Consider the following 23,314-nt stretch of genomic DNA (forward strand, 5'->3'; position numbering starts at 1 on the left):
AGTACGGATGAAGTACCCTGCGTCCGCGATGCGCGGTGGCGCCTACGGCACCTTGACCCACTGCGCCTTGCTCGGCGTGCCCCGGTCGTCCGTCACGAACAGCATGTACCAGCCCGCCTGGACGAGGTTCCGGTTCTCCGGCACGGTCACCGTCAGCTTGTCGCCGGACGCCTTGAAGTCCAGCGCGATCGACCGCTGGTCCACGTCCGTGACGTGCGTGGCGGCGCTCGGGCGGATCAGCCGGACCTTCTTGACCTTGGCCGCGTCCGACGAGGTGAACGTGCCCGTACCGCCGCGCTCGATGGTCTGCGGCCCGCCCGACAGCGAGGGCTGGTCGCCGTCGCCGTAGAGGTACGGCGGCGTGTAGATCTCGATGCGCTGCTCGAACTTGCCCGGCTTGGTGTTGGCCTTGTCGCCGTACAGCGAGTCCGAGCCGAAGAACATCACGCGGCCGTCGGGCAGCAGGATCGACCCGGAGTGGTAGTTGCGGCCGACCAGCGGGTCGGCGACCCGCCGGAGCTCGTTCTTCTCGGTGTCGTAGAGCCGCGCCTCGAAGATGTTGGAGTCGCTGCGGCCCCGGTAGTCCTCCGAACCGCCGGAGATCAGCACGCTGTCGTCGGGCAGGATCGAGGCGTTCGGGTAGCGCGTGCCCTTGTCCAGGGACGGGCCGTCCACGAAGCGCGGGTCGTCGGCCTTCAGGTCGACGATCCGGGTCTTCTCGCTGGACTCCTCGGACTCGCCGACGCCACCGCCGCCGATCACCATGTACTTCTCGTCCTGCGCGGGCGGCAGCAGCACCGTGCCCGACGTCTCCATCAGCTTGGAGTCGCTCAGGCCGGGAATCTTTGTGAACTTGTTGGTGTCCACGTCCCACACGCCCGGCTCACGGCCCACGTTGTCCGGCCCGTAGCCCGCGTTGGAACCCGAGTAGAAGACCTTGCCGTTCTGCATGAGGAACAGCGCCGGGTAGGTCGGGAACTGCCGGACCTTGTCCGTGTAGCTCCACTTCTTGGTCTTCGGGTCGAAGACCTCGTTCTTGCCCGGGACGAGCTGGCCGATGTCGTCGAGGCCGGAGACGCTGAGGATCTTGCCGTCGCTCAGGGTGGTGAGCGTCGGGTACCAGCGGGCCTCCTTCATCGGGTCGACCTTGATGTACTTCTCGGCTACGGGATCGAACTCGAAGGCGTCCCGGATGCCCTGGAAGTCCTTCTTGTCGAGGGCGAGTTTCTGCGCGATGCCGTAGGTGTTCTTGGCGTCGGCGCCCTTCAGACCGTGCACGCGGTAGTTGTCCTGCGTGCCCGTCTCGTACTTCTGGCCCCGCTTCTGCGCCTCGACGTAGATCCGGCCGAGGCCGGGGTCGTTGCGCAGGAACTTGCCGGTCGCCTTGTCGAAGACCTTCTTCGCCCGCGGCACGAGCACCGGGTCCTTCGACACGAAGGTCTTGCCGTTCTGCTTGCCCGTGAACTTGGTGCCCGCGGGCAGGGTTATCGGCTTGTCCGGGTTCTCGTTGTGGACGATCATCAGGCCGCCGGCCTTGGTGACGTCACCCTTGAGTTTCTCGTACCGCTTGGTGCCGCCCGCGATGAGCAGGTTGCCGTTGGCGAGCTGGGTGTGTCCCGTGCAGAACAGGTCGCTGGGCGTCGGGACCTTCTTGATGGTGCCCTTGACCGGGTCCCAGATCCGGGTGTCGAACTTCTTCGCGTCGAAGTTGTCCTGGTTGTTGCCCGACCCCGCGACGAGCAGCACCTTGCCGGTGCGCAGCAGCGCCGCGTGGATCGTGTTCTGCCGGTACTCCTCGGGAAACTCGATGATCTCCCACTTGCCGTTCGCGGCTTTGTACTCCGGCTTGTTGATTGTGTACTGGTGGTATTTCTCGGTGCCGAAGCGGTAGAGCCACGGCCCGTTCATCCCGGCCAGCGCGAGTACCACCGCCGTGCCGATCGCGAGTCGACGGGCCCGGCGGCGGCCTGCACGGTCGTTCATTCCTTACGTCCCCCAAGTCCACCAAGGGCGATCTGCATGGTCTGGTCGGTCCCCCCGACCTCCCCGTTTGCGCCAGGGGTGGCGGCCCAACTGGGCTTGTGCTGCGGGGCGTGCGTCGCCGACGGCTGCTGTGGGATGGGCAGCGGCTGCGTCCGGTGCGGCCCCGCAGGGTCCTGCGGCTGCTCCGCGGCGGGAGCGGCGGGCTTCTTCGCGTCCTGCCGCAGCTGCCAGCGCCAGGCGAAGACCGGCGAGGCGGTGATCAGCAGCGCGAACGTCGCCCAGATGATCATCGCGGGGTGCGAGTGGCCGAAGACGAAGCCGGCCGCGATCGACGCACCGAAGATCGCGACGAAGTACCAGTGGTAGCGGAACGTCCCGAACCAGCGGTCCGGGCTCGCCGAGTCGCCCTTGGGCGTGACCACGAACTTGCTCTTGCGCCGCAGCACGGAGTCGATCAGCGCCTTCGCGTACAGCGGCGCCGACAGCGCGGACATCACCATGCCGGCTACACCGCCGGAGCCCTCCGGCTCGTGCGGCGAGACGTTGTGCCGGCGGTTCCAGACGTACAGCCCGATCTGCAGCGCGGAGGCGTTGCCGTAGAGCATCAGCCAGACCGCCGGGTCGATGTTCACACCCGAGGCGCCCAGGCCCAGGAACAGGCAGCAGCTCAGCGCCGCCAGGATCCAGTTCAGGGCCGACATCGGGTAGAAGATGATCATCATCGTGTAGTTGAAGAGCTTGCTCGGCGGCAGCGAGTACCAGCCCTTCCAGTACTGCTTGAGGATCGTCTCGTACGTCCCTCGCGACCAGCGCATCTGCTGGGTGAAGAAGTCCGTCCAGGCGCTGGGGCCCTCACCGACCGCGAGCACGTCCGGCGTGTACACCGAGCGCCACTTCTTCCCCGTCGCCGGGTTCTTGTGGCGGTGCATCTCGAAGCCGGTCGCCATGTCCTCGGTGATCGAGTCGTACAGACCGCCGATCTGCTTCAGCGCCTTGATGCGCACGGCGTTGGAGGTGCCGACGAACATCGGGGAGCCGTAGCGGTTGCCCGCGCGCTGGATCAGCGCGTGGAACAGGAACTGCTGCGACTCGGCGGCCTTGGTGATCGGGTTGTCGTAGTTGCCGTAGACCTGCGGGCCGATGACGAAGCCGACGTCCGGGTCGCGGAAGAAGCCGAGCATCCGCTCCAGGTAGTTGGGCAGCGGCACGTGGTCGGTGTCGACCGAGGCGAAGAAGTCGTAGTCGTCGCCGTGCGCCTCCAGCCAGGCGTTGTAGTTGCCGTGCTTGGTCTTGGCGCGGTGCGGGCCCTTGGCCTGGTTCCACTTGGCGACGCCCTTGCGGGAGAAGTGGTGCACGCCGAGACGCTCGCAGACCGCCTTCACCTCGGGGTCGTCGCCCTCGTCGAGCAGCCACACGTGCATCAGGCCCCGGTGGCGGATCTTGACGGCCGCCTCCAGGGTCTTCGTCACCATCTCCAGCGGTTCCTTGCCGGGCACGAAGGAGGTGAGGAAGGCCACTCTGGTGCCGGTCTCGGGCACCACCGGGATCGGGTCGCGGGCGACCAGCGTGGCGTGCGCGTTCGACACCACGTTCATGCAGCGGAAGAACTCGATCAGACCGATCGCGACCAGCATCACGATGTCGAGCGCGGGCAGCCAGTCGAAGGCCGGGTAGTCGCGCTCGGTCCAGTGCTCGGGCTGGAGCAGCCACACCAGCAGCACCACGGACAGCACCGGGGCCGCGGCCAGCATCAGCGCGACTCTTATCCGGTGCGGTTCCTGCGAGATCAGCGACCGGTACTGCACCTTGTACGGTCTGGTCGGATCAGGCTGGGTGAGGGGACCCGCGAGCCGGCTGTAGTGCTCGTAGTCATATCTCGGCAGCGTCTTCTTGATCCGCCGGAACGTCCCCGTGGTGCTCATCCGATGCGCCGGAACCCTGAGCTGGGTGGTCTGGGACGGGTCGTGGTCCTGCTGCCGGGCGCCCGTCGGCCTCGACGTCATGAGTCATTCCCCCCACACGCGGACACCGCGTGTTTCGTCGCTTCCTTCCGTCTGCGGGAGGTCCCCCTCGACCTTCACAGACGTATCAGTGGTGGGTCGCTGTCACCACGTCATCCACACCTTATAGACATGGCAACGCGACCTTCCGGTTGCATGATGCCCCCCTCGGCATCGCTTCAGGTACGGGGCCCCTACCCCCGCCCGGCCCGCAACCGGCTCTGAATCCCCCCAACTGCCGCGAAACCGCAGCATCTTGAAAAACCAGAAAACCAGGGTTCTACGGCGTTCATCATGATCGCAAGATGCGAAACGCGGTGTTTACCGGTCATACGCGTTCATTGTGGCGGGTGTGGGGGCCCTGTGGAGCCGTTGTGGACAGGCGGGCGCGGATGTTCCCGAAGTGCTCTCTTATGGCCTCCTCCGCCCGCATCGAGTCGCCGGACCGGACCGCGTCGAGGATCTCCCGGTGCTGCCGACAGGTCACCTTGGGGTCCTGCGGCTCGCCTCCGAGGTCGGTGCGGACCCGGTGGAAGGCGTCCCAGAACGCCTCCAGGACCTCGCTCAGCAGCACGTTGTCCAGCCCTCGGTAGAGGGTGGCGTGGAAGGCCCGGTCGGTCTCGGCGAGACCGGCTCCGCGCGCGGCCTGCTCTTCCATACGGTCGACGAGCCCGTCCAGTTCAACGAAGTCCGGTTCCGGTATCCGCCCCGCGAGCCGGGAGACCAGACCGGTCTCCACGGCCTCCCGCAGTTCCAGCAGCTGGAGCAGGGAGTCCTCGCCCCGGTAGTGCCCGGCGACCGTGCGGAAGGCGAGGCCCTCGATCATGGGGGCCAGGGACATCGGGCCGACGTAGGTGCCGAAGCCGTGCCGGATCTCCACGATGCCCATGGCCTGGAGCGCCTTCAGCGCCTCCCGCACCGAGTTCCGGCTCGCGCCGAGGTACTCCATCAGCTCGGGCTCGGTCGGCAGCGGGGCCCCGGAGGCCAGCCGGCGGTCGATGATGAGCTTCTTGATCCGCTCCTGGAGGTCTCGCGCTGCCATGGCGAGAGGGTATCCGGCCAATCGCACGGTGGGCCGGGTTCCGGCCAGACCGCACCGGGGCCGTACACAGGCATGCGAAAAGCCCCCCGCTTCCGCGAGGGGCCTCCCAGTCGGTGCGCCGCCAGGGACTCGAACCCCGGACCCGCTGATTAAGAGTCAGCTGCTCTAACCAACTGAGCTAGCGGCGCGCGCTGACGACGTAACTCTACAGGACGCTCGGAGGTGCTCCGGACCACCCGGTGCGGCCCCGGGAAGGGGTCCGTACGGCGCGGCGTACATCATTCGGACCGTCAGCATGCGCGTGCGGATGACAGTTGAGAAACTGGCGACGCGCGCCCGGACGGATACAGGCGCGGGCCTTTTCCGTCGGAAGTGTGAGGGGTGTCGCATGAGGTCTCCGGTATTCGAGGAATTCGATCCCGGGAGCGACTGCGACTGCCCCGGATGCGTCCACTGGCGCCGCGTCCTGCCGCATTCCCGGGCCGGCCGCACCACCGCCCACCCGGCCGCACACCGTGCCCTCGCCCTGGCCGCCGTGGCCTCGGCGGCGCTCGGCGCGGGCCACGCCGTACCGGCCGCAGCCGCCCCGCACGCACCCCACCGCCCCGGTGTTTCCGCAGGTGACGAGCATGACACCCCTCAGGGCGGCCAGGCCCCGCTGTACGGCCCCGGCGGCCGTCCCGCGGAACCCTCCGCCACCCTCAAGCCCACGGCCATCACCCGTACGGAGATCATCAACCGGGCCAAGACCTGGGTCGCCGCGAAGGTCCCGTACAGCATGAACGGGTACTGGTCCGACGGTTACCGGCAGGACTGCTCGGGATATGTCTCGATGGCCTGGAAGCTGCCCGGAAACGAATGGACGGGCAGCCTCGCCCAATACGGTGAGCGGATTTCCAAGGAGGAACTCCAGCCGGGCGACATCCTGCTGTTCCACAATACGGCCGACCCGGAGAGCGGCTCGCACGTCGTCATTTTCGGCGGCTGGACGAACCGCACGCACACCTACTACACCGCCTACGAGCAGACCCGCCCGCACACCCGCCGGAAGTCCACCCCGTACGCCTACTGGAACGACTCCGACCGGTACGTCCCCTACCGGTACAAGGGCGTCACCGCGGAGGAGCCGGCCACGGAACCGGGGACCGTACCGGGCAAGGAACCGGTCAGCGGGGGCGCCCTGGCCGCCACGCCCTACCCGGGAGCGGCGTATTCCGGCCCCGGCGCGCACAGCGCATACGTCACGCTGCACGGCCTGACGCTCGTCGGGGACGAGGACGTGAAGGCCGGGGCGGCCGGGCCGTCGCCCTCCTCCCACGGTGTCCCCGGCTACCCGGGGCGGGCGATGTTCCGGCCCGGCGCCGACAACGCCTACGTCACCCAGCTGGGGAGGCAGCTGGTGCGGAAGGGGTTCGGCGGGTTCTACCCGGCAGGGCCGGGGCCGCGCTGGGGTGAGGCGGACCGGCGCGCCGTCGAGGCCTTCCAGCGCACCCAGGGCTGGCGGGGCGGTGCGGCGGACGGCTACCCGGGCCCGGAGACCTGGCGGCGGCTCTTCTCGTAGGCCCCGGCACACACCGGGGACCACCGTTGTGACGCATCTGGCGCGGAGGCTGGAGGCACCCATGAGTACGACCACTTCCCACCCGTCCGAACCCGACGGGCCGGCAGACGGGCCGGCCAGACCCGCCCGGCTCATCCAGAACGAGTCCACCACCGAGATCCCCGTCCACCTGCTGTTCCGCGACGAACCCGACCCGGCGCCGCTACCGCTGAAGCCGGCGGTCATCGCCCGCAGGCAGGGCACGGGGGAGCAGCCGCGCCTCAGACGCCCGGCGGCCGTGACGCCGCGCCCGGCGCCGCAGGTCGATGCCGACCTGGCGGAGCGGCCCGCGCGGGTGCTGCCCGGGGCGGCGGGCGTGCTGGCCGGGGTGTGCGGGGCGGCCGGGTGTGTGGCCACCACCTGGTGGGCCGGGCTGCTCCCGCCGCTCGCGCTGGAGGCACTGCGGCTGCCCGCGCACGCCGGGGCAGGGCTCGGCCCCGCGCAGTGGGCGGCGTACGCGGGGGCCGGGGCGCTCGGGCTGTTCGGGTTCGGCGGGCTGGCCCGGGGCCGGACCGGGCGGGCCTGGGTGCTGGATCTGTTCGGCCGCTACCGGGGGACCGTCCGGCGCTCGGGTCTGTTGTGGGTCAACCCGCTGCTGCTGCGCCGTCGGGTGGACGTACGGCTGCGGCACTGGCGCAGCGAGCCGGTACCGGCCGCCGACGCGAGCGGGGTCGCGCTGCGGGTGGTCGTGCAGGTGGTGTGGCGGGTGCGGGACACCGCGCGGGCCACGCTGGGCGTCGAGGACCACGAGACGTATCTGCGCGAGTGCGTCGAGGCGGCCCTGACCCGCGTGCCGGTGGAGATGCCCGGCGGGACCAAGGGCTCCACGGACGCGGCGGCCGAGGCGCTGACCCGGCTGGTGGCGGCCGACGCGGCGCCGGTCGGCCTGGAGGTGTTCTCGGTGCAGCCGCTCCGGGTGGAGTACGCGCCCGAGGTCGCGGCCGCGATGCACCGCCGCCACATCGCCGCGCTGGACGCCCGGCACCGGGCGAGCGTGCTCACCTCGGTCGTGGACTCGGTGGAGGACACGGTGACCCGGCTGACCATGCGGGGGCTGGTCGAACTCGACGACTACGAGCGGAAGGTGCTGGTGCGGGACCTGACGGTGGCGTTCTGCGCGGGCCGGGGAGAAACAGCTCCGTGATTGGTATGGACATGTTCAACTAGCGTCCTTATTCTCAGACTTGGTCTAGACCTACGTGCACAGCTCACTGAACCTCCCCCACGTTCTCCAGGAGCGGCAGCATGCGCACAAGGACCAAGTTGTCCGCAGCCGCGGTGGGACTGGCCACGACCGGAGCCCTCGTACTCTCCTCCGGCGGCGCCAGCGGCCACGGCTACACCGACCTCCCCGTCAGCCGGCAGAAGCTCTGCCAGAACGGCACCGTGACCAACTGCGGTCCGATCCAATGGGAACCGCAGAGCGTCGAGGGCCCGAAGGGCTTCCCGGCCTCAGGTCCGGCCGACGGACAGATATGCAACGCCGGACTCGGCCAGTTCAGCCAGCTCAGCGCACCGCGGACACCGTCCGGCGGGGCCTGGCCCACCACCAGGGTGACGGGCGGCCAGACCTACACGTTCCGCTGGCAGTTCACGGCCATGCACGCCACGACCGACTTCAAGTACTACATCACCAAGCCGGGCTGGAACCAGAACCACAACCTGGCCCGGTCCGACCTCAACCTCACGCCGTTCTTCACGGTGCCGTACAACGGCCAGCGGCCCCCGTCCACGCTCAGCCACAGCGGCAGGCTGCCGTCCGGGCTGAGCGGCCACCACGTCATCCTGGCGGTGTGGACGATCGCCGACACGGGCAACGCCTTCTACGCGTGCTCGGACGTGACGTTCTGAGGTTCTCCTGAGGCGGTGGTACGGCCGGTGTGGGTAGTTTCCCCATGCCGGCCGATCGCGACCGTGCGGGACATCGGGGGACACCATGGCGGCATTCCAGGCCTTCTTCTACGTCGTACCGGCACTCATGATCGCGTTGGCGGTCTTCGCTCTGACCGGGATCGCCCGCCGCGCGCAGGATGTGAGCAGGGCCTGGAGCAGCGGGTACACCTCCCAGGCGCGGTGCCTGCGGGCGTACACGACGACCAGTGGTGGCGGTGACACCGGTGTGCGGACCACCTTGCACCACGTCTACGAGTTCGCCACGTTCGACGCCCGCGTGATCCGCTTCGACGAGGCGAACGGCCCGGCGACGACCGTGGAGGGTGACATCGTCACCGTGCACTACCTGCCCGACCGCCCCGAGCGTGCAACGGCCCACGCGCCGGCGCGGGGGAGGCTCGCGGCAGGCATGGGCTGCGCGGCGGTGTTCCTGGGCGTGGTCATCGTCTTCTGCCTGGTGTTCATGGTCATCGCCCATCTCATGTTCACCGTGGTGTGACGCCGTGACAGCCCTCCACATCTGACATGGCATCAGCTACCTTGCGGCCCATGGAGTCCACAGGACGTACGGTCGCGGAACTCATGGCCGATCGGTGGGGCGACCACCGGCCGGGACTGTGGTGCGAGGACGAGGTCCTGACCCACCACGAGGTGGCGGCCGGAGCCGCGGCCCGGGCGGCCCTGCTCGCCGACCTGCTGCCGCCGGACGCCGAGCCCCACATCGGGGTGCTCCTCGACAACATCCCCGAGTTCCCCCTGTGGCTGGGCGCGGCGGCCCTGGCCGGAGCGGCCGTCGCCGGCGTCAACCCCACCCGGCGGGGGGCCGAACTCGCCCGCGACATCCTGCACACCGAGTGCCGGATCCTGGTCACCGAGCGGACCCACCTGCCGCTGCTCAGGGGCCTGGACCTGCCCGGCGTGCGGGTGCTGGTGACGGACAACGAGGAGTACGCCGACCTCCTGGCCCCCTACCCCGACGCCCGTCCGGACGCCTCCCGCGCCACCCCGCGCGACCGCTTCCTCCTCTACTTCACCTCCGGCTCGACCGGCGCGCCCAAGGCCGCACTCTGCTCCCAGGGCCGCCTGGCAGCCGCCGGACGCTCCCTGGCCGGCCAGTTCGCCCTGGGGTCGCAGGACGTGCACTACCTCTGCATGCCGATGTTCCACGGCAACGCGGTGATCGCAGACTGGGCCCCCGCGCTGGTGACGGGCGCGGGCGTGGCGCTGCGCCGGCGCTTCTCGGCGTCCCGCTTCCTGCCGGACGTCCGCCGTCACGGCGCGACGTACTTCACCTACGTCGGCCGGGCGATCCAGTACGTCCTGGCCACCGAGCCCGGCCCCGACGACCGGGACAACCCGCTGCGCCTGGGCTTCGGCACGGAGGCGGGCGCGGTGGACGCGGCGGCCTTCGAGCGGCGGTTCGGGGTGCGGCTGGTGGAGGGATACGGCTCCTCGGAGGGCGGGGCGGCGGTGCAGTGGTCGCCGGGGACACCGCCGGGCGCGGTCGGCCGGGCGGCTCCGGGGCTCGTCGTCCTCGACCCGGAGAGCCGCGAGGAGTGCCCGCCGGCCCGCTTCGACGCGGCGGGGCGGCTGCTCAACGGGGACGAGGCGATCGGCGAACTGGTCAACCAGGGGCCCAGCCCCTTCGAGGGCTACTGGCGCAATGCGACGGCTGAGGCGGAACGGCGCAGGGACGGCTGGTACTGGACGGGCGACCTCTTCTACCGGGACGCCCACGGCTACCTCTACTTCGCCGGCCGCACCGACGACCGCCTCCGCGTCGACGGCGAGAACCTGGCCGCCGCGGTGATCGAGAACATCCTCGCCCGGTACGAGGGGGCCGCCGCCGTCGCGGTGTACGCGGTGCCGGACCCGGTGACCGGGGACCAGGTGATGGCGACGATCGCCGGGACCTTCGCCCCGGAGGGGTTCGCGTGGTTCCTGCTCGCGCAGCCCGACCTGGGCACGAAGATGGCGCCCCGGTTCGTGCGGGTGGCGGGGCGGATGCCGGTGACGGCCACGAACAAGATCCATCGGGCGGCGTTACGGAGGGAGGGCCTGCGGTGCGCGGACCCGGTGTGGTGGCGGCCGCCGGGGGAGAGCACGTACCGCCTGCTGACCAGGGAGGATCTCGAACATGCCGAAGGGCCTCCCGCTCCCACGAGAGGCCCTTCACCAGTGCGCCGCCAGGGACTCGAACCCCGGACCCGCTGATTAAGAGTCAGCTGCTCTAACCAACTGAGCTAGCGGCGCATGACTCCCGCCGACCGCGTTCGCATCGCGTTCTCGCGGCTGGCGACAGAAAAATAATACCCGGTCCCGAGGGGTGCTCCGGACCACCCGGAGCGGGGTCCAGCACCCCCTAGATCGCCATGGACAGCAGGACCGGCGCCGCGTTGCGGTTGAGGGCGTCCGCGGCCTGGCGGAGCCGGTGGGCGTGCTCGACCGGGAGGGACAGGGCCAGGCAGCCGACGGAGGAGCCGGCCGTGACGGGGACGGCCGCGCAGACCGTGCCGACCGCGTACTCCTGGAGGTCCAGGACCGGCACGGTGGGCGGCTGGGACTCCAGCCGGGAGAGCAGCAGCCGGTCGCTGGTGATGGTGCGCGAGGTGAGGCGGGCCATCTTGTGCCGGGCGAGGTGGTCGCGGCGGCCGGCGTGGTCGAGCTGGGTGAGCAGGCTCTTGCCGATCGCGGTGGCGTGGGCCGAGGACCGGAAGTCGACCCACTCGTTGACCTTGGGCGTGGCCGGGCTGTCGGCGTACTGGGTGACGCTGATCTCGCCGTCGACGTACCGGCTCATGTAGACGGCGGCGCCGACCGAGTCGCGCAGCCGGTCGAGGGTGTGCTGGAGCTTGTCGCGCAGGGCCTGCTCGCGGTGCTGGGCGGAGCCGAGGCGGGCCAGCGTCTCGCCCGTGACGTACGCGCCGTCGGCGATCTGCTCGACGTAGCCCTCGCGGCGCAACATGCGCAGCAGTGCGGTCAGCCGCTCCGGTCCTATGCGGGTGTGCCGGGCGAGCTCGGTGTCGGTGACTCCGGTGGAACTCCGCGCCACGGTCTCCAGGACGCGCAGGGCTTCCTGGGCCGAGTGGTACGGGGTGGTCGGCGGCTCGTGCTTCAGCGCCACGGTGGTCTCCCCCTGCGCTTGCTGTTGGGCCGTGGATCCGGACAGCGATTCCCCTCCACGATAACCGGCAAAGGGCCTGCGGAGAGCGGGGGTTGACAAGATTCCCGGGTCCCGGACTGGGGCATCGATCCTCTGGCATATGCCAGAGGAATGCCCCAGTCGCCGGGCCCGGACGTTCCGCCTGGTCACGCGGTGTAGTCAGAGGACCGCGCTGAGGAACTCCCGCGTGCGGTCGTGCTCCGGCTCGCTGAAGATCTTCTCCGGCGGGCCCGACTCGATGACCCGGCCCGAGTCGAACATCAGTACCTGGTCGGAGATGTCCCGGGCGAAGTTCATCTCGTGGGTCACACAGAGCATCGTGATGTCCGTGGAACGGGCGATGTCCCGCAGCACGTCGAGGACGCCCGCGACCAGCTCCGGGTCGAGCGCGGAGGTCACCTCGTCCAGGAGCAGCACCTGCGGCCGCATCGCCAGCGCCCGGGCGATCGCCACCCGCTGCTGCTGCCCGCCGGACAGCTGCGCCGGGTGCGCGTCGCACTTGTCGGACAGGCCCACCAGGTCCAGCAGGCCCTTGGCCCGCTCCACGGCCTCGTCCTTGGACATGCCGAGGACGGTGACCGGTGCCTCGGTGATGTTCCGCAGCACCGTCATGTTCGGGAACAGGTTGAACTGCTGGAAGACCATCCCGATCTTCTTGCGGACCTCCCGCACCTCCTTGTCGGAGGCCGGGAACAGCCTCTGCCCGTCGACCGTGATCGTGCCCTCGTCGGGCTTGAGCAAGGTCATCAGCAGCCGCAGGATCGTGGTCTTGCCGGACCCGGACGGTCCGATCAGGGTGACGTGCTTGCCGGCGTCGACGGAGAAGTCCAGGTGGTCCAGGACGGTGTTGCTCCCGAACCGCTTGGTGACCTGCTCCAGCCGGATCAGCTCGCCGGTGCTCCTGGCGGGGTTCTTCTCGGGGTTGGGGAGAGTGTCAGTGGGCAAGGCGTCGCTCCAGGGCTCGCAGGAGAAGGGAGGCCAGATAGGAAATGACGATGAAGGCCACGCCGATCACCGTCAGCGGCTCGGTGAACTGGAAGTGCTCCTGCGAGAACAGGCGCGCGTGGCCGAGCATCTCCAGCACGGAGATCGCCATCAGCATGGGCGTGTCCTTGAGCATCGCGATGACGTAGTTGCCGAGCGCGGGGACGACCCGGCGCACCGCCTGCGGCAGGATCACCGCGGTCCACGTCCGGCGCAGCGGCAGGTTCAGCGCCGTCGCCGCCTCCCACTGGCCGACCGGCACGGCCTCGATACCGGCGCGGTAGACCTGCATCGTGTACGTCGAGTAGTGCAGCCCGATCGCGAAGACGCCCGTGGCGAGCGCCGAGAAGGTCAGGCCCCACTCGGGCAGCACGTAGTAGAGGAAGAACAGCTGCACCAGCAGCGGGGTGTTGCGGACGAACTCCGTGACGACGCCGACCGGCCAGGTCACCCAGCGCGTCGGCAGCCGCATCAGCAGCGCCCACACCAGGCCCAGCACGAACGAGACCAGCGAACCGATCACCAGGATCTGAAGGGTGACCAGCAGACCCTTCCAGAAGTCCGGCATGAAGTCGGAGACCGCGCTCCAGTCCCAGTTCATCGGACCGCCTCCACCACGACCGGCTCAGGCGCCCGGGTCTTGCTGTCGGGCTTCTTCCCGACACCCGCCTTGAGCCTCTTCTCCAGCCCGCGCATGACCCGGGTGAGCAGGAAGGCGATCACGAAGTAGATGAGCAGGATGTACGTGTAGATCTCCGCGCTCTCCTGGAGCGCCAGACGCACCAGGTTGCCGCTGAACGCCAGGTCGCCCATGCCCATGATCGACACCAGGGCGGTGCCCTTGAGCAGCTCGATGAGCAGGTTGGAGAACGGCGGGATCATCTCCGGCACCGCCTGCGGCAGCAGGATCAGCCGCATCCGCTGCCAGGGCGTGAAGCTGAGCGCGATCCCGCCCTCCTTCTGCGCCGGGTCGACCGCGGTCAGCGCGCCGCGCACGATCTCGGAGCCGTAGGCCCCGTAGGTCAGGCCGAGCGCCAGCGTGCCCGCCCACAGCGGCACCAGCTGCCAGCCGAAGGCCGGGGGCAGCACGAAGAACACCCAGAAGATCATCACCAGGGCCGAGGTCCCGCGGAACACCTCGGTGTAGAAGCCCGCCAGGAAGCGGACGATCCACAGCCGGTGGGTGCGCGCGACGCCGACCACGAAGGACACCGCAGCCGCCAGCAGCGCGCTGCACACGAGCAGCTGGATCGTGACCCAGACGCCCTTCAGTACGAGTTCCCAGAGTCCCGAGGTCATCCGCCGCAGAGCTCCTTCGCGGTCAGATCCGTCATCTCGGCCTCGGTGAAACCGAACGGCTTGAGGATGCGGAAGAGTTCGCCGCTCTTCTTGAGCTTGCGCAGCTCGACGTTGAAGGCGTCGCGCAGCTTGGTCTCGGTCGGCCGGAACGCGAAGGCGCCCCCGTCGACGTGCGGCTTGCCACCCACGATCGGCTTGAAGGGCTCGGTGGCCTCCGCCTTGGCGGACTTCTTCACCACCTCGCGTACGGTGAGCGCCGTACCGGCGAACACGTCCACGCGCCCCGCCTCGACCGCGTTCAGGCCCGCGACCTGGTCCGGGACGATCAGGATCTCGCTCTCCTTGTACCCCGCCTCGACGGCGTACTGGATCTCGGCGTATCCGGTCCCGGTGGCGAACTTCGCCTTCTTCTCGACGACGTCCTTGTAGTCGCGCAGCCCCTTCGGGTTGCCCTTGCGGACGATGAACGAGTCGAGCATCTGGTAGTCGGGGTCGGAGAAGATGACCTGCTCGCAGCGCTCGGGGTTGACGTACATCCCGGCGGCGACGACGTCGAACTGCTGGGAGTTCAGGCCCGGGATGAGCGAGCCGAACTCGGTCGGCACGGGCTGGACCCGGTCGACGCCGAGGCGCTTGAAGATCACCTTGGCCAGTTCCGGTGCCTCACCGGTCAACTCGCCGTTCTTGTCGATGAAGCCGAACGGGATCTCACCGGCGATGCCGAGGCGGACGACGCCCGCCGCCCGGAGCCGGCCGAGCAGGTCACCGCCCTCCGTGCTCGACGCCGTGGCCACTCGGCTGCATCCGGCGGCGCCCAGCGCGCCGAGCGCCGCGACCCCCGCGAGCAGCGACCGGCGTGTGGGCCTGGAGGCGGCCTGGGATATGGGTTCCGGACTTCTCAGTGGGCTTCTCTGTGGTGGAGCCATGGGCGCGCGGCTACCCGACCGCATCCGAGTTATGCCGATCTTTTCAAGCCCCGCACGTCTCCCGGTGCGCCCTTGACCGCGGGGGCGGCGGGCACTCCCATGGAGGCATGGCTGATCGCTATATCGAAGTCTCGCTGGTCAAGCGCGACGTGACCTGCCGGGCCAGGCTCCTGGACGACCGCGCGCCGATCACCTGCGCGGCCGTCTGGGACGCCCTTCCGCTGGCCGGCGACGTCTACCACGCGAAGTACGCACGCAACGAGATCTACGCCCTTTTCCCGCCCTTCGCCGAAACCGAACCACCCCTGGAAAACCCGACCGTCACTCCCATTCCGGGCGATCTGTGCTATTTCGCCTTCGCGGGCGCGGAGTTGGGCACCAAGGCCTACGGCTACGACCGCGAGGTCCGCGCCGGGACCACGCTCGTCGACCTGGCCCTGTTCTACGAGCGCAACAACCTGCTGCTGAACGCCGATGTCGGCTGGGTCCCCGGCACCGTCTGGGGCCAGATCGTCGAGGGCCTGGACACCATGGCCGAGGCGTGCAACGACCTGTGGAGGTCGGGAGCGGCGGGGGAGACGCTCAGCTTCCGGAGGGCCTGAGCCGGCCGGCGGACGCCACGCCGGCCTCGTACAACGCGTGGGCCGCCCGCAGCACCAGATCGTCCCGGTGCCGGGCGGCCACGAGCTGGAGGCCGACCGGCAGGCCGTCCCCGTCGGCGCCGACCGGCACGCTCGCCGCGGGCTGCTGCGTCATGTTGAACGGGTACGTGAACGGCGTCCACCCCGTCCAGCGCCGATGGCCGGATCCTTTCGGTACCTCGGCGCCCGCCTCGAACGCCGTGATCGGCAGGGTCGGCGTGACGAGCAGGTCGTAGGTGTCGTGGAAGCGGCCCATCCGGCGCCCCAGGTCCATCCGGACGTCCACCGCGGCCAGATAGTCCAGCGCCGAGTAGCGGGCGCCCTGTGTGCAGATCTCGCGCAGACCCGGGTCCAGCAGTTCCCGCTGCTTCGGGCCCAGATGCTCGGTCACCCGGGCCGCCCCGCTGAACCACAGGGTGTGGAAGGCCTCCACCGGTTCGGTGAGGTCCGGGTCGGTCTCCGTGACGTAGGCGCCGAGCTCCGCCAGTCGCTCCACGGCCCGCCGCACCGCCCGCGCGACCTCCGGGCGCACCGCCACCTGCCCGCCCAGCGACGGCGAGTACGCCACGCGCAGGCCGTGCACCCCGCCCGTCAGACCGTCCGTGTACGCGCCGGGCGGCGGGGCGAGCGCCGACCAGTCACGCGAGTCGGGGTGGCCGATGACGTCCATCAGCAGCGCCGCGTCCGCCGCGTCCCGGGTCATCGGCCCGACGTGCGCCAGCGTGCCGAACGCGCTCGCCGGGTAGAGCGGCACCCGCCCGTACGTCGGCTTCAGCGCGAAGATCCCACAGAACGACGCCGGGATACGGACACTGCCGCCGCCGTCCGTGCCCAGTGACAGCGGCCCCGCGCCGAGCGCCACGGCCGCCGCACTGCCCCCGCTCGATCCGCCGGCCGTGCGCGACGGGTCGTACGGATTGCGCGTCACCCCGCTCAGCGGGGAGTCCGTGACGCCCTTCCAGCCGAACTCGGGGGTCGTCGTCTTGCCGATGAAGACCGCCCCGTGCTCCCGCAGCCGGGCCACGGACGGGGCGTCCTCGTCCCAGCGCCCCGCCGGATCCACGGCCTTCGACCCGCGCAGGGTCGGCGCGCCGCGCAGCAGCAGGATGTCCTTGATCGTGACCGGCACCCCGTCCAGCAGCCCCCGGGGCTCACCGCGCCGCCATCGCTCCTCCGACTCCCGGGCCCGGGCCAGCGCGTCCTCGGCGGTCAGCCGGACGAAGGCGTTCACCTCCGGCTGGATCGCCTCGGCCCGCTCCAGCGCCGCGCGGGTCGCCTCCACAGGGCTCCACTCGCCCTTGCGGTAGCCGTCGAGGAGTCGTACGGCGGTCAGCTCGGTGAGCTCGGTCATGCACCCTCCAAGGAACGTCAGTGTCCGGGTACATACCCGCGCTGTTTGTCGACCACGTTCTCCAGCGGCTTTCCGGCCGCCCAGAGCTCGTACAGCTCCACGAACTGGGCGCCGAGCTCGTCCCGCCAGCCGACGATGTCGCCGCTCATGTGCGGGGACACGATCAGGCCCGGGACCTGCCACAACGGGCTGTCGGGGGTCAGCGGCTCGGACTCGAAGACGTCCAGTGCGGCGCCCGCGATCCAGTGCTTGGCCAGGGCCTCGGCGAGCGCGTCCTCGACGACCAGCTGGCCGCGGCCGATGTTGACGAACCGGGCGGACGGCTGCATCACGCCGAAGCGGCGGGCGTCGAACATGCCGTGCGTCTGCTCCGTGAGCGGCGCCGCGGCGATCACCCAGTCGGCGCGTGCCAGCAGCCGGTCGAGATCCTCCGGGCCGTGCACGCCGGGGCGCGGGGCGCGGCCCACGAGCGCCGTCGTGATGTCCAGCGCCTCCAGCGTGCGGGCGATCGCCCGGCCGATCGGACCGGTGCCGACCACGACGGCCCGGCTCCCGGCGATCTTCTGCGACTCGCGGTGCCGCCAGGTCCGCTCCCGTTGCAGCTGGAGCGTGCGCGGCAGGTCCTTGGCCATCGCCAGCACGAGCGCGGCGACGTACTCGGCGATCGGCTGGTCGAAGATGCCGCGAGCGTTCGTCACCACCGTGTCGGAGGCGGCGAGTTCCGGGCACATCAGATGGTCCACACCGGCGCTCGCCGTATGCACCCAGCGTGGCCGTGGGCCCTCGCCGGGCCAGGCGTCCCGCACGGCGCGCGAGGTGAAATCCCACACCAGAAGTACGTCCGCACGCGGGAGGCGTGCGGCGAGCCCCTCCGCGTCGGTGTGTTCGATACGGGCGTGGCCGGTGAGGCGGCCGAGGCGCGGGAGGGGCTCGGCGTCCAGGACGAGCAGGGTGGGGGTGGGCATGAGCAGCCGTTTCTCCAGCCGTGCGGCGGGGGCGGCCTGCCTTCGGGAGGCGGCCGGTGACGACGAGTTAACACGGTGTTGACCAAGGAATGATCCGGGCGGATTGACCACGCTCGCACCCGAACCTACCGTCGTCAACACGGGCGTTCCCACGATCCGTTGCACACTCGTTGCCCAGTGTGAGGCCGGTGCCCTGCATGGACGTCTCTTTTCTCGGCGGGCCCAGCCCGCAGCGGGGGGTCGGCGTCGTCGCCCCCTTCGACTTCGCACTCGACCGCGAGCTGTGGCGCTGGGTGCCGGACGAGGTCTCCCTGCACATGACACGAACACCGTTCGTGCCCGTCGAGGTCAGCCTGGATCTCGCCCGCATGGTCAGCGAACACCAGACGCTGAGCGAGGCGGTCCGCACGCTCAACGCGATCGCCCCCGAGGTCATCGCCTACGCGTGTACGTCCGGCAGTTTCGTCGGCGGCGTCATGGGCGAGCGCGCGATGTGCGAGGCGATGAGCCGGGCGGGCGCAGTCCCGGCGATCACCACCTCCGGCGGGCTGCTGGAGGCCCTGGTGGAGCTGGACGTACGACGCGTGGCGCTGGTGACGCCGTACACGGTGTCGGTGACGCAGTCGCTGGAGGCGTACGTCGCCCAGGCGGGCGTCACGATCTCCGGCTGTGCCTTCATGGGTCTGACCCGGCACATCTGGAAGGTCCCCTACCGGGAGGTGGTGGACATGGCGCGGCAGGCCGTACGCGACGACGCCGACGCGCTGTTCATCAGCTGTACCAACCTGCCGACCTACGACGTCATCCCGCAGCTGGAGGCCGAACTGCGGATCCCGGTGATCTCGGCCAACCAAGTGACGATGTGGGCGGCGCTGCGCCGACTGGGTACCCGTGCGGTGGGACCGTATCAAGCGCTGATCAATCCGGAGGCGCGTGCCGGTCTCGGATCGCCGGGGGCGGACCCCGGTCCCGTCGTGCCGGAAGAAGAGCAGCAGCAGGAAGGCTGGACATGACAGCACTGGGATTTCTCTACCCGGGCCACTCCGCCGAGGACGACTATCCGCGCATCGAGCAGTTGCTCGGCAGCGACATCCGGGTGGACCTGGTGCACACCGACATCGGTGAGGACGCGCACCGGGTGGACGCGCTGCTGGAGATGGGCTCGGCCGGGCGACTCGCGGCGGGCGTCCAGGAGCTGCGGCACGCCGGCGCGGACGCCGTGGTGTGGGCCTGCACCAGCGGCAGCTTCGTCTACGGCTGGGACGGCGCGCAGGACCAGGTGCGCACCCTGGCGCAGACCGCAGGCATGCCGGCCTCCTCGACGTCCTTCGCCTTCGTGCACGCGGTACGGGAGCTGGGGGCGCGCCGGGTCGCGATCGGTGCGACGTACCCGGACGACGTGGCCCGGCTGTTCGCCGAGTTCCTGCGCGCGGACGGCGTCGAGGTCGTCTCGGTGAAGAGCTCCGGCATCATCACGGCCGCCGAGGTCGGCACCTGGGGCGAGGCGGAACTCCTCGCCCTGGCCCGGCACTCCGACCACCCCGAGGCGGAGGCCCTCCTCCTGCCCGACACGGCCCTGCACACGGCGGCCCACATCCCGGCCCTGGAGAAGGAGCTCGGCAAGCCGGTCCTCACCGCCAACCAGGTCACGGTCTGGGAAGGCCTCCGCCTGGCGGACCGCCGCGTGAACGCGCCGGAACTGGGCGCCCTGTTCACCAGGGAGCCGCTCGTCCAGGCGTGAGTCCGCGCGCCGTGCTCGCCACCGACGCCCGGAATCGGTCCCACCTCTTCGGCGGGGCAGATCCGGGCATAGGGGGTGAACGATCCGCCCAGAGGTGAGGAACCTTCAACTCCGCCGTCTCGCAGGGCCCTTGAGTTGACCGAAAGCGCGTTCCCCTTCTCTTGTTCTCCCCGTGCACACTGGCCACGTCCGCAGCCAGTCGCGCCGTGAAGGACTCCCCGATGGCCGAAACGGGCCCGTTCAGATCCCCTGTAAGCGCTGTCCAGTTCTCCGGGTGCCTGCTGTGCTGGAGCCTGGCCGCAGCGATGATCACCGCCGCGGTGGACGCCGTCCTCGATCCGCAGGTGCGCTGGTGGGGTGCCGTGTGGTCGCTGCCCTGGTGGCTCGCCTGTGGAGCCGCCCTGGCGTGGATCGTGCTCCGCGTCCGCGAGAAGGCCGCCCGGCGGCCCCCGTCCGGCGGAGTGCAGAGCGACTGGGAGCGGGCCGCCTGACCCTCCGGCACCTCCCGGGAATAACCGGAGACAGTCCCCTGTTAAGGCCGGAACGACAGCACACGGCCCACAGCAGGAGGCACCCCACCGTGGCGGCAGAAGAGATACGCGGCGCAGCGCAGGGCAGCGCCCCCGTCCCCCTCTCCGTACTGGACCTGGTCACCGTCGGGGCCGGCCGCACCGCCTCCGACGCGCTGCGCACCAGCGTCGACCTGGCCCGCCTCGCCGAGTCCCGCGGCTTCCACCGCTACTGGGTCGCCGAGCACCACTCCATGCCCGGCGTGGCCTCGTCGTCCCCGGCCGTGATCCTCGCCCACCTCGCCGCCCACACCGGCCGCATCCGCCTCGGCTCGGGCGGAGTGATGCTGCCCAACCACGCTCCGCTCGTCATCGCCGAGCAGTTCGGCACCCTGGAGGCCATGGCCCCGGGCCGCATCGACCTCGGGCTCGGCCGCGCGCCGGGAACGGACGGTGCCACGGCCGCCGCCCTGCGCCGCACCGAGCGGCTCAACGAGGGCGCCGACGACTTCCCCGAGCAGCTCGCCGAGCTGACCCGGTTCCTCGACGACGACTTCCCCGACGGGCATCCCTACCGCCGTATCCACGCCGTCCCCGGGCCGATCCAGGCGACCAGTCCCGGCGGCGTCCAGTCCCCGCACCGCCCGCCTGTCTGGCTGCTGGGATCCTCCGGTTTCAGCGCCCGCCTCGCCGGTGTCCTCGGACTGCCCTTCGCCTTCGCGCACCACTTCTCGGCGCAGAACACCGTCCCGGCCCTGGACCTGTACCGGGAGTCCTTCCAGCCGTCCGCCGTGCTCGACGAGCCCTACGCCCTCATCGGTGTCTCCGCGCTCGCCGCCGAGGAGGAGAAGGAGGCCCGCCGCCAAGTGCTGGCCGCCGCGCTCAGCATGGTCCGGCTGCGCACCGGACGTCCCGGCCTCGTGCCCAGCCCCGAGGAGGCGGAGGCCTACGAGTTCAGTCCGATGGAGCGGGACTTCGTCGACTCCTGGAACGCCAACGTCATCCACGGCACCCCGGACGAGGTCCGCTCCGGCTTGGACGACTTGCAGAAGCGCACCGGCGCCGACGAGCTGATGATCACGGCCAACGCGCACGGCGGCGACGTACGCGTGCGCTCCTACGAACTCATCGCCGACGCCTACGGGTTGCCGACGCCCGCCTGAACACCCGGCGTGCCCAGCAGCTCGGAGATGCGATCCGGCGGCACCGGACGGGAGTAGAGCCAGCCCTGTCCGGTGTCGCAGCCGATGCGCCGCAGCCGGGTCGCCTGGTCCGAGGTCTCCACGCACTCGGCCGTGACGGTCAGACCCAGCCGGTGGGCGAGCTGGATCATCGCCTCGACCACGACCTCGTCGGCCGGGTTCGGGCGGGTGGCCGTGCTGTCCCGGTCGTCGTACTGGAAGCCGCGGACGAAGGTGCCGTCCAGCTTCAGTACGGACACCGGCAGGCGGCTGAGGTAGGCCAGGTTCGAGTAGCCGGTGCCGAAGTCGTCGATGGCGATGCGCACGCCCATGTCGCTGAGGGCCTTCAGGGTCTGGAGCGGCCGGCCGGCCGAGCCCATCACCGCCGACTCGGTGAGCTCCAGCTGGAGCAGGTGCGGCGCGAGGCCCGTCTCCGCCAGGATCTCCGCCACGTCCGCCACCAGGTCGGAGTCCCAGACCTGACGCACCGCCACGTTCACGCTCACGAAGATCGGCGGCTCGTCGGGGTGGTCCAACTGCCAGCGACGGGCCTGTCGGCACGCCGTCCGCAGCACCCAGCGGCCCAGCGGAACGATCGAACCGTCCTCCTCGGCAAGTCCGATGAACCGATTCGGCGTCAGTACGCCGAACTGAGGATGATTCCAGCGGATGAGCGCCTCGACCCCGTGCAGCCGGTCGTCCTCCATGCCGACCAGCGGCTGGTACTCCAGCCGGAACTCGCCCCGGTCGATGGCCGGCCGCAGCGTGGAGGCGAGGGCCTGGCGGGTCATGCGGTGGGCGTTGCGCTCCGGGTCGAACAGCGTCCAGCGGGACTTGCCGTCGGCCTTCGCCCAGTAGAGCGTGGTGTCCGCCGCCTGCATCAGGGCGGTCGGGGTCGTCCCGGCCGCGTGCCGCTCCACCACGCCGATCGACGCCGAGACCGACAGCCGCTGCCCGGAGATGTCGAACGGGTCCTGGATCGCCTCCAGCACCGACTCGGCGAGCTCGGCCAGTTGCTCGGTGCCCGTGGAGTCCTCGACGAGCAGCGCGAACTCGTCACCGCCGAGCCGGGCCACCAGCGGGATGCTGGGCCGGGCCTGCCCGGCCTCGTCCGCGCAGCGCGTGAGGCGCTCGGCGACGGCGGCCAGCAGCCGGTCGCCCACGCGGTGGCCCAGGGTGTCGTTGATGGCCTTGAACCCGTCCAGGTCCAGGTAGCACAGCCCGATCCGGCCCGTGCCGCTCTGCTCGTACGACTCCGCCTCCAGCGCGGCCGACAGGCGTTCGAAGAACAGCGTGCGGTTGGGCAGCCGGGTCACCGGGTCGTGCATCTGCAAGTGCCGCAGCCGGGCCTGGAGTTCCCGGCGGGAGCTGATGTCGGCGACGGACAGCAGGACGGCCCGGTCCTCGGCGGGCAGCGGGGCGACCGTCACCTGCACCCACAGCGAGTGCCCGTCGGGGTGTTTGAGACGTCGGGCGCAGCGCAGCCGGGACTGCCGGCCGCGCAGCACCTCGCGGTACGCGTGCCAGGTGCGGGCGTCGGCGGTGAGGTCGACCAGGTCGGCGGCGACGGCCCCGGCCAGCTCGTCCGGGGCGGTACCGAGCAGCGCGCCGAGCGAGTCGTTGGCGCTGACGACCATCCCTTCGCGGTCGACGACGGCCATGGCGAGCGGGGCGGCCGTGAAGACGGAGCGGTAGGGCGGATGCGCCGGGGGCTCGGTACGGGGAGACGTGTCGATCTCACTCTCTGTGACGACCGGCCGGTCGAGGTCTGCCGCGGGCGCCGGCCCTTCGGAGGTTCCGCTCACCGCTCGCTCCCGCATGTATTCGATCTCTGTCCGTGCAGGAAAGGTCAGGAAAGTGTGCCGATCATAGAGGCTGGCCCCAGGGCCTTCCAGCCGGTGTCCAGTGTCCCGGGCCAGCCCGCCCTTCTGCCAGATCGTTTCTGCTCACGCCTGGACGGCTTCTTCAGGCCCCCGACCAGTTGTGACGTTCTGTGAGTGCTTCGCGGGTGTCGGCGTCCGCGATTCTTCGGCTTC

The 23,314-nt window shown here is 70.3% G+C and carries 21 protein-coding genes and 2 tRNA genes; 10 read left to right on the forward strand and 13 right to left on the reverse strand.

Features of this window, described 5'->3' with window-relative positions; all coding sequences use genetic code 11:
* Window positions 1-42 precede the first annotated feature (42 nt).
* The 4 genes from MQE23_RS27860 to MQE23_RS27875 form a co-directional block, all read right to left on the reverse strand.
* Entirely contained in the window at window positions 43-1,983 is a 1,941-nt protein-coding gene (locus tag MQE23_RS27860) for a kelch motif-containing protein (protein WP_020271723.1), read from the reverse strand.
* The gene (locus tag MQE23_RS27865; RefSeq protein WP_037668312.1) at window positions 1,980-3,986 is read right to left on the reverse strand and encodes a cellulose synthase catalytic subunit; all 2,007 of its coding nucleotides are present in this window, start codon (window positions 3,984-3,986) and stop codon (window positions 1,980-1,982) included. The genes MQE23_RS27860 and MQE23_RS27865 overlap by 4 nt, the downstream gene beginning before the upstream one ends.
* 325 nt (window positions 3,987-4,311) lie before the next feature.
* Window positions 4,312-5,025 carry a FadR/GntR family transcriptional regulator gene (locus tag MQE23_RS27870; RefSeq protein ID WP_020271726.1) on the reverse strand — a complete coding sequence of 238 codons (714 nt, stop codon included), beginning with the start codon at window positions 5,023-5,025 and terminating at the stop codon, window positions 4,312-4,314.
* 114 nt (window positions 5,026-5,139) lie between these two features.
* A tRNA-Lys gene (locus MQE23_RS27875) sits at window positions 5,140-5,213 on the reverse strand.
* 200 nt (window positions 5,214-5,413) lie between these two features.
* On the opposite strand from MQE23_RS27875, the gene MQE23_RS27880 reads away from it, so the two are divergent.
* From MQE23_RS27880 to MQE23_RS27900, 5 genes are all read left to right on the forward strand, one after another.
* Complete coding sequence (locus tag MQE23_RS27880; RefSeq protein ID WP_020271728.1) at window positions 5,414-6,586, forward strand: peptidoglycan-binding protein; 1,173 nt, start codon at window positions 5,414-5,416, stop codon at window positions 6,584-6,586.
* 61 nt (window positions 6,587-6,647) lie between these two features.
* Window positions 6,648-7,769: an SPFH domain-containing protein gene (locus MQE23_RS27885; protein WP_037668315.1), complete on the forward strand. Its 1,122-nt coding sequence runs from the start codon at window positions 6,648-6,650 to the stop codon at window positions 7,767-7,769.
* A gap of 101 nt (window positions 7,770-7,870) precedes the next feature.
* The gene (locus MQE23_RS27890) at window positions 7,871-8,476 is read left to right on the forward strand and encodes a lytic polysaccharide monooxygenase (RefSeq protein ID WP_020271731.1); all 606 of its coding nucleotides are present in this window, start codon (window positions 7,871-7,873) and stop codon (window positions 8,474-8,476) included.
* 85 nt (window positions 8,477-8,561) lie between these two features.
* A complete protein-coding gene (locus tag MQE23_RS27895) occupies window positions 8,562-9,017 on the forward strand; it encodes a DUF3592 domain-containing protein (protein WP_020271732.1) in 456 nt (151 codons plus the stop codon).
* Window positions 9,018-9,067: 50 nt separating this feature from the next.
* Window positions 9,068-10,732 carry a long-chain-fatty-acid--CoA ligase gene (locus MQE23_RS27900; RefSeq protein ID WP_243380575.1) on the forward strand — a complete coding sequence of 555 codons (1,665 nt, stop codon included), beginning with the start codon at window positions 9,068-9,070 and terminating at the stop codon, window positions 10,730-10,732.
* Here the strand turns inward: MQE23_RS27900 and MQE23_RS27905 are convergent.
* The 6 genes from MQE23_RS27905 to ehuB all read right to left on the reverse strand — a co-directional run bounded on the left by MQE23_RS27905 (window position 10,698) and on the right by ehuB (window position 14,890).
* Window positions 10,698-10,771, reverse strand: a tRNA-Lys gene (locus MQE23_RS27905). The genes MQE23_RS27900 and MQE23_RS27905 overlap by 35 nt on opposite strands.
* A gap of 109 nt (window positions 10,772-10,880) precedes the next feature.
* Window positions 10,881-11,642 carry an IclR family transcriptional regulator C-terminal domain-containing protein gene (locus MQE23_RS27910; protein ID WP_020271734.1) on the reverse strand — a complete coding sequence of 254 codons (762 nt, stop codon included), beginning with the start codon at window positions 11,640-11,642 and terminating at the stop codon, window positions 10,881-10,883.
* Window positions 11,643-11,840: 198 nt separating this feature from the next.
* Window positions 11,841-12,626, reverse strand: coding sequence for an ectoine/hydroxyectoine ABC transporter ATP-binding protein EhuA (ehuA, locus tag MQE23_RS27915; RefSeq protein ID WP_020271735.1), 786 nt, complete (start codon window positions 12,624-12,626; stop codon window positions 11,841-11,843).
* On the reverse strand, window positions 12,616-13,266 hold the full coding sequence (ehuD, locus tag MQE23_RS27920; protein ID WP_020271736.1) for an ectoine/hydroxyectoine ABC transporter permease subunit EhuD: 651 nt from the start codon (window positions 13,264-13,266) through the stop codon (window positions 12,616-12,618). The genes ehuA and ehuD overlap by 11 nt, the downstream gene beginning before the upstream one ends.
* Window positions 13,263-13,964 (reverse strand): ectoine/hydroxyectoine ABC transporter permease subunit EhuC, encoded by a 702-nt coding sequence (gene ehuC / locus MQE23_RS27925; protein ID WP_020271737.1) that lies wholly within the window; start codon window positions 13,962-13,964, stop codon window positions 13,263-13,265. The genes ehuD and ehuC overlap by 4 nt, the downstream gene beginning before the upstream one ends.
* Entirely contained in the window at window positions 13,961-14,890 is a 930-nt protein-coding gene (gene ehuB / locus MQE23_RS27930) for an ectoine/hydroxyectoine ABC transporter substrate-binding protein EhuB (RefSeq protein WP_063610747.1), read from the reverse strand. Before ehuB ends, ehuC begins: the two co-directional genes overlap by 4 nt.
* 107 nt (window positions 14,891-14,997) lie before the next feature.
* Between ehuB and MQE23_RS27935 the strand changes: the two genes are divergently transcribed.
* Window positions 14,998-15,492, forward strand: a complete 495-nt coding sequence (locus MQE23_RS27935) for a DUF3830 family protein (protein ID WP_020271392.1) — start codon at window positions 14,998-15,000, stop codon at window positions 15,490-15,492.
* Here MQE23_RS27935 and MQE23_RS27940 read toward each other — a convergent pair.
* Both MQE23_RS27940 and MQE23_RS27945 read right to left on the reverse strand, forming a co-directional pair.
* The gene (locus MQE23_RS27940; RefSeq protein WP_020271393.1) at window positions 15,473-16,882 is read right to left on the reverse strand and encodes an amidase; all 1,410 of its coding nucleotides are present in this window, start codon (window positions 16,880-16,882) and stop codon (window positions 15,473-15,475) included. The genes MQE23_RS27935 and MQE23_RS27940 overlap by 20 nt on opposite strands.
* A gap of 17 nt (window positions 16,883-16,899) precedes the next feature.
* Window positions 16,900-17,847, reverse strand: a complete 948-nt coding sequence (locus tag MQE23_RS27945; RefSeq protein WP_243380577.1) for a D-2-hydroxyacid dehydrogenase — start codon at window positions 17,845-17,847, stop codon at window positions 16,900-16,902.
* 197 nt (window positions 17,848-18,044) lie between these two features.
* On the opposite strand from MQE23_RS27945, the gene MQE23_RS27950 reads away from it, so the two are divergent.
* The 4 genes from MQE23_RS27950 to MQE23_RS27965 all read left to right on the forward strand — a co-directional run bounded on the left by MQE23_RS27950 (window position 18,045) and on the right by MQE23_RS27965 (window position 21,260).
* Window positions 18,045-18,860 carry an aspartate/glutamate racemase family protein gene (locus MQE23_RS27950; RefSeq protein ID WP_020271395.1) on the forward strand — a complete coding sequence of 272 codons (816 nt, stop codon included), beginning with the start codon at window positions 18,045-18,047 and terminating at the stop codon, window positions 18,858-18,860.
* Window positions 18,857-19,588 carry an aspartate/glutamate racemase family protein gene (locus MQE23_RS27955; protein ID WP_020271396.1) on the forward strand — a complete coding sequence of 244 codons (732 nt, stop codon included), beginning with the start codon at window positions 18,857-18,859 and terminating at the stop codon, window positions 19,586-19,588. Before MQE23_RS27950 ends, MQE23_RS27955 begins: the two co-directional genes overlap by 4 nt.
* A 221-nt stretch (window positions 19,589-19,809) precedes the next feature.
* Window positions 19,810-20,079, forward strand: coding sequence for a hypothetical protein (locus MQE23_RS27960; RefSeq protein ID WP_243380578.1), 270 nt, complete (start codon window positions 19,810-19,812; stop codon window positions 20,077-20,079).
* An 89-nt stretch (window positions 20,080-20,168) separates the two neighbouring features.
* Complete coding sequence (locus MQE23_RS27965; RefSeq protein ID WP_020271398.1) at window positions 20,169-21,260, forward strand: LLM class flavin-dependent oxidoreductase; 1,092 nt, start codon at window positions 20,169-20,171, stop codon at window positions 21,258-21,260.
* Here the strand turns inward: MQE23_RS27965 and MQE23_RS27970 are convergent.
* Entirely contained in the window at window positions 21,236-23,098 is a 1,863-nt protein-coding gene (locus MQE23_RS27970) for an EAL domain-containing protein (protein ID WP_051185524.1), read from the reverse strand. The genes MQE23_RS27965 and MQE23_RS27970 overlap by 25 nt on opposite strands.
* Window positions 23,099-23,314 lie beyond the last annotated feature (216 nt).

The organism is Streptomyces sp. HP-A2021, assembly GCF_022807935.1.
Lineage (GTDB): Bacteria > Actinomycetota > Actinomycetes > Streptomycetales > Streptomycetaceae > Streptomyces > Streptomyces afghaniensis.

What these genes read in the sequence shown, in the direction of transcription:
- MQE23_RS27960 (WP_243380578.1), top strand. Translation starts at nt 19,810, where the DNA reads ATGGCCGAAACGGGCCCGTTCAGATCCCCTGTAAGCGCTGTCCAGTTC.
- ehuD (WP_020271736.1), bottom strand. Translation starts at nt 13,266, where the DNA reads ATGAACTGGGACTGGAGCGCGGTCTCCGACTTCATGCCGGACTTCTGG.
- MQE23_RS27860 (WP_020271723.1), bottom strand. Translation starts at nt 1,983, where the DNA reads ATGAACGACCGTGCAGGCCGCCGCCGGGCCCGTCGACTCGCGATCGGC.
- MQE23_RS27880 (WP_020271728.1), top strand. Translation starts at nt 5,414, where the DNA reads ATGAGGTCTCCGGTATTCGAGGAATTCGATCCCGGGAGCGACTGCGAC.
- MQE23_RS27865 (WP_037668312.1), bottom strand. Translation starts at nt 3,986, where the DNA reads ATGACGTCGAGGCCGACGGGCGCCCGGCAGCAGGACCACGACCCGTCC.
- MQE23_RS27950 (WP_020271395.1), top strand. Translation starts at nt 18,045, where the DNA reads ATGGACGTCTCTTTTCTCGGCGGGCCCAGCCCGCAGCGGGGGGTCGGC.
- MQE23_RS27895 (WP_020271732.1), top strand. Translation starts at nt 8,562, where the DNA reads ATGGCGGCATTCCAGGCCTTCTTCTACGTCGTACCGGCACTCATGATC.
- ehuC (WP_020271737.1), bottom strand. Translation starts at nt 13,964, where the DNA reads ATGACCTCGGGACTCTGGGAACTCGTACTGAAGGGCGTCTGGGTCACG.
- MQE23_RS27890 (WP_020271731.1), top strand. Translation starts at nt 7,871, where the DNA reads ATGCGCACAAGGACCAAGTTGTCCGCAGCCGCGGTGGGACTGGCCACG.
- MQE23_RS27955 (WP_020271396.1), top strand. Translation starts at nt 18,857, where the DNA reads ATGACAGCACTGGGATTTCTCTACCCGGGCCACTCCGCCGAGGACGAC.
- MQE23_RS27945 (WP_243380577.1), bottom strand. Translation starts at nt 17,847, where the DNA reads ATGCCCACCCCCACCCTGCTCGTCCTGGACGCCGAGCCCCTCCCGCGC.
- MQE23_RS27940 (WP_020271393.1), bottom strand. Translation starts at nt 16,882, where the DNA reads ATGACCGAGCTCACCGAGCTGACCGCCGTACGACTCCTCGACGGCTAC.
- MQE23_RS27885 (WP_037668315.1), top strand. Translation starts at nt 6,648, where the DNA reads ATGAGTACGACCACTTCCCACCCGTCCGAACCCGACGGGCCGGCAGAC.
- MQE23_RS27970 (WP_051185524.1), bottom strand. Translation starts at nt 23,098, where the DNA reads ATGCGGGAGCGAGCGGTGAGCGGAACCTCCGAAGGGCCGGCGCCCGCG.
- MQE23_RS27935 (WP_020271392.1), top strand. Translation starts at nt 14,998, where the DNA reads ATGGCTGATCGCTATATCGAAGTCTCGCTGGTCAAGCGCGACGTGACC.
- MQE23_RS27900 (WP_243380575.1), top strand. Translation starts at nt 9,068, where the DNA reads ATGGAGTCCACAGGACGTACGGTCGCGGAACTCATGGCCGATCGGTGG.
- ehuB (WP_063610747.1), bottom strand. Translation starts at nt 14,890, where the DNA reads ATGGCTCCACCACAGAGAAGCCCACTGAGAAGTCCGGAACCCATATCC.
- MQE23_RS27870 (WP_020271726.1), bottom strand. Translation starts at nt 5,025, where the DNA reads ATGGCAGCGCGAGACCTCCAGGAGCGGATCAAGAAGCTCATCATCGAC.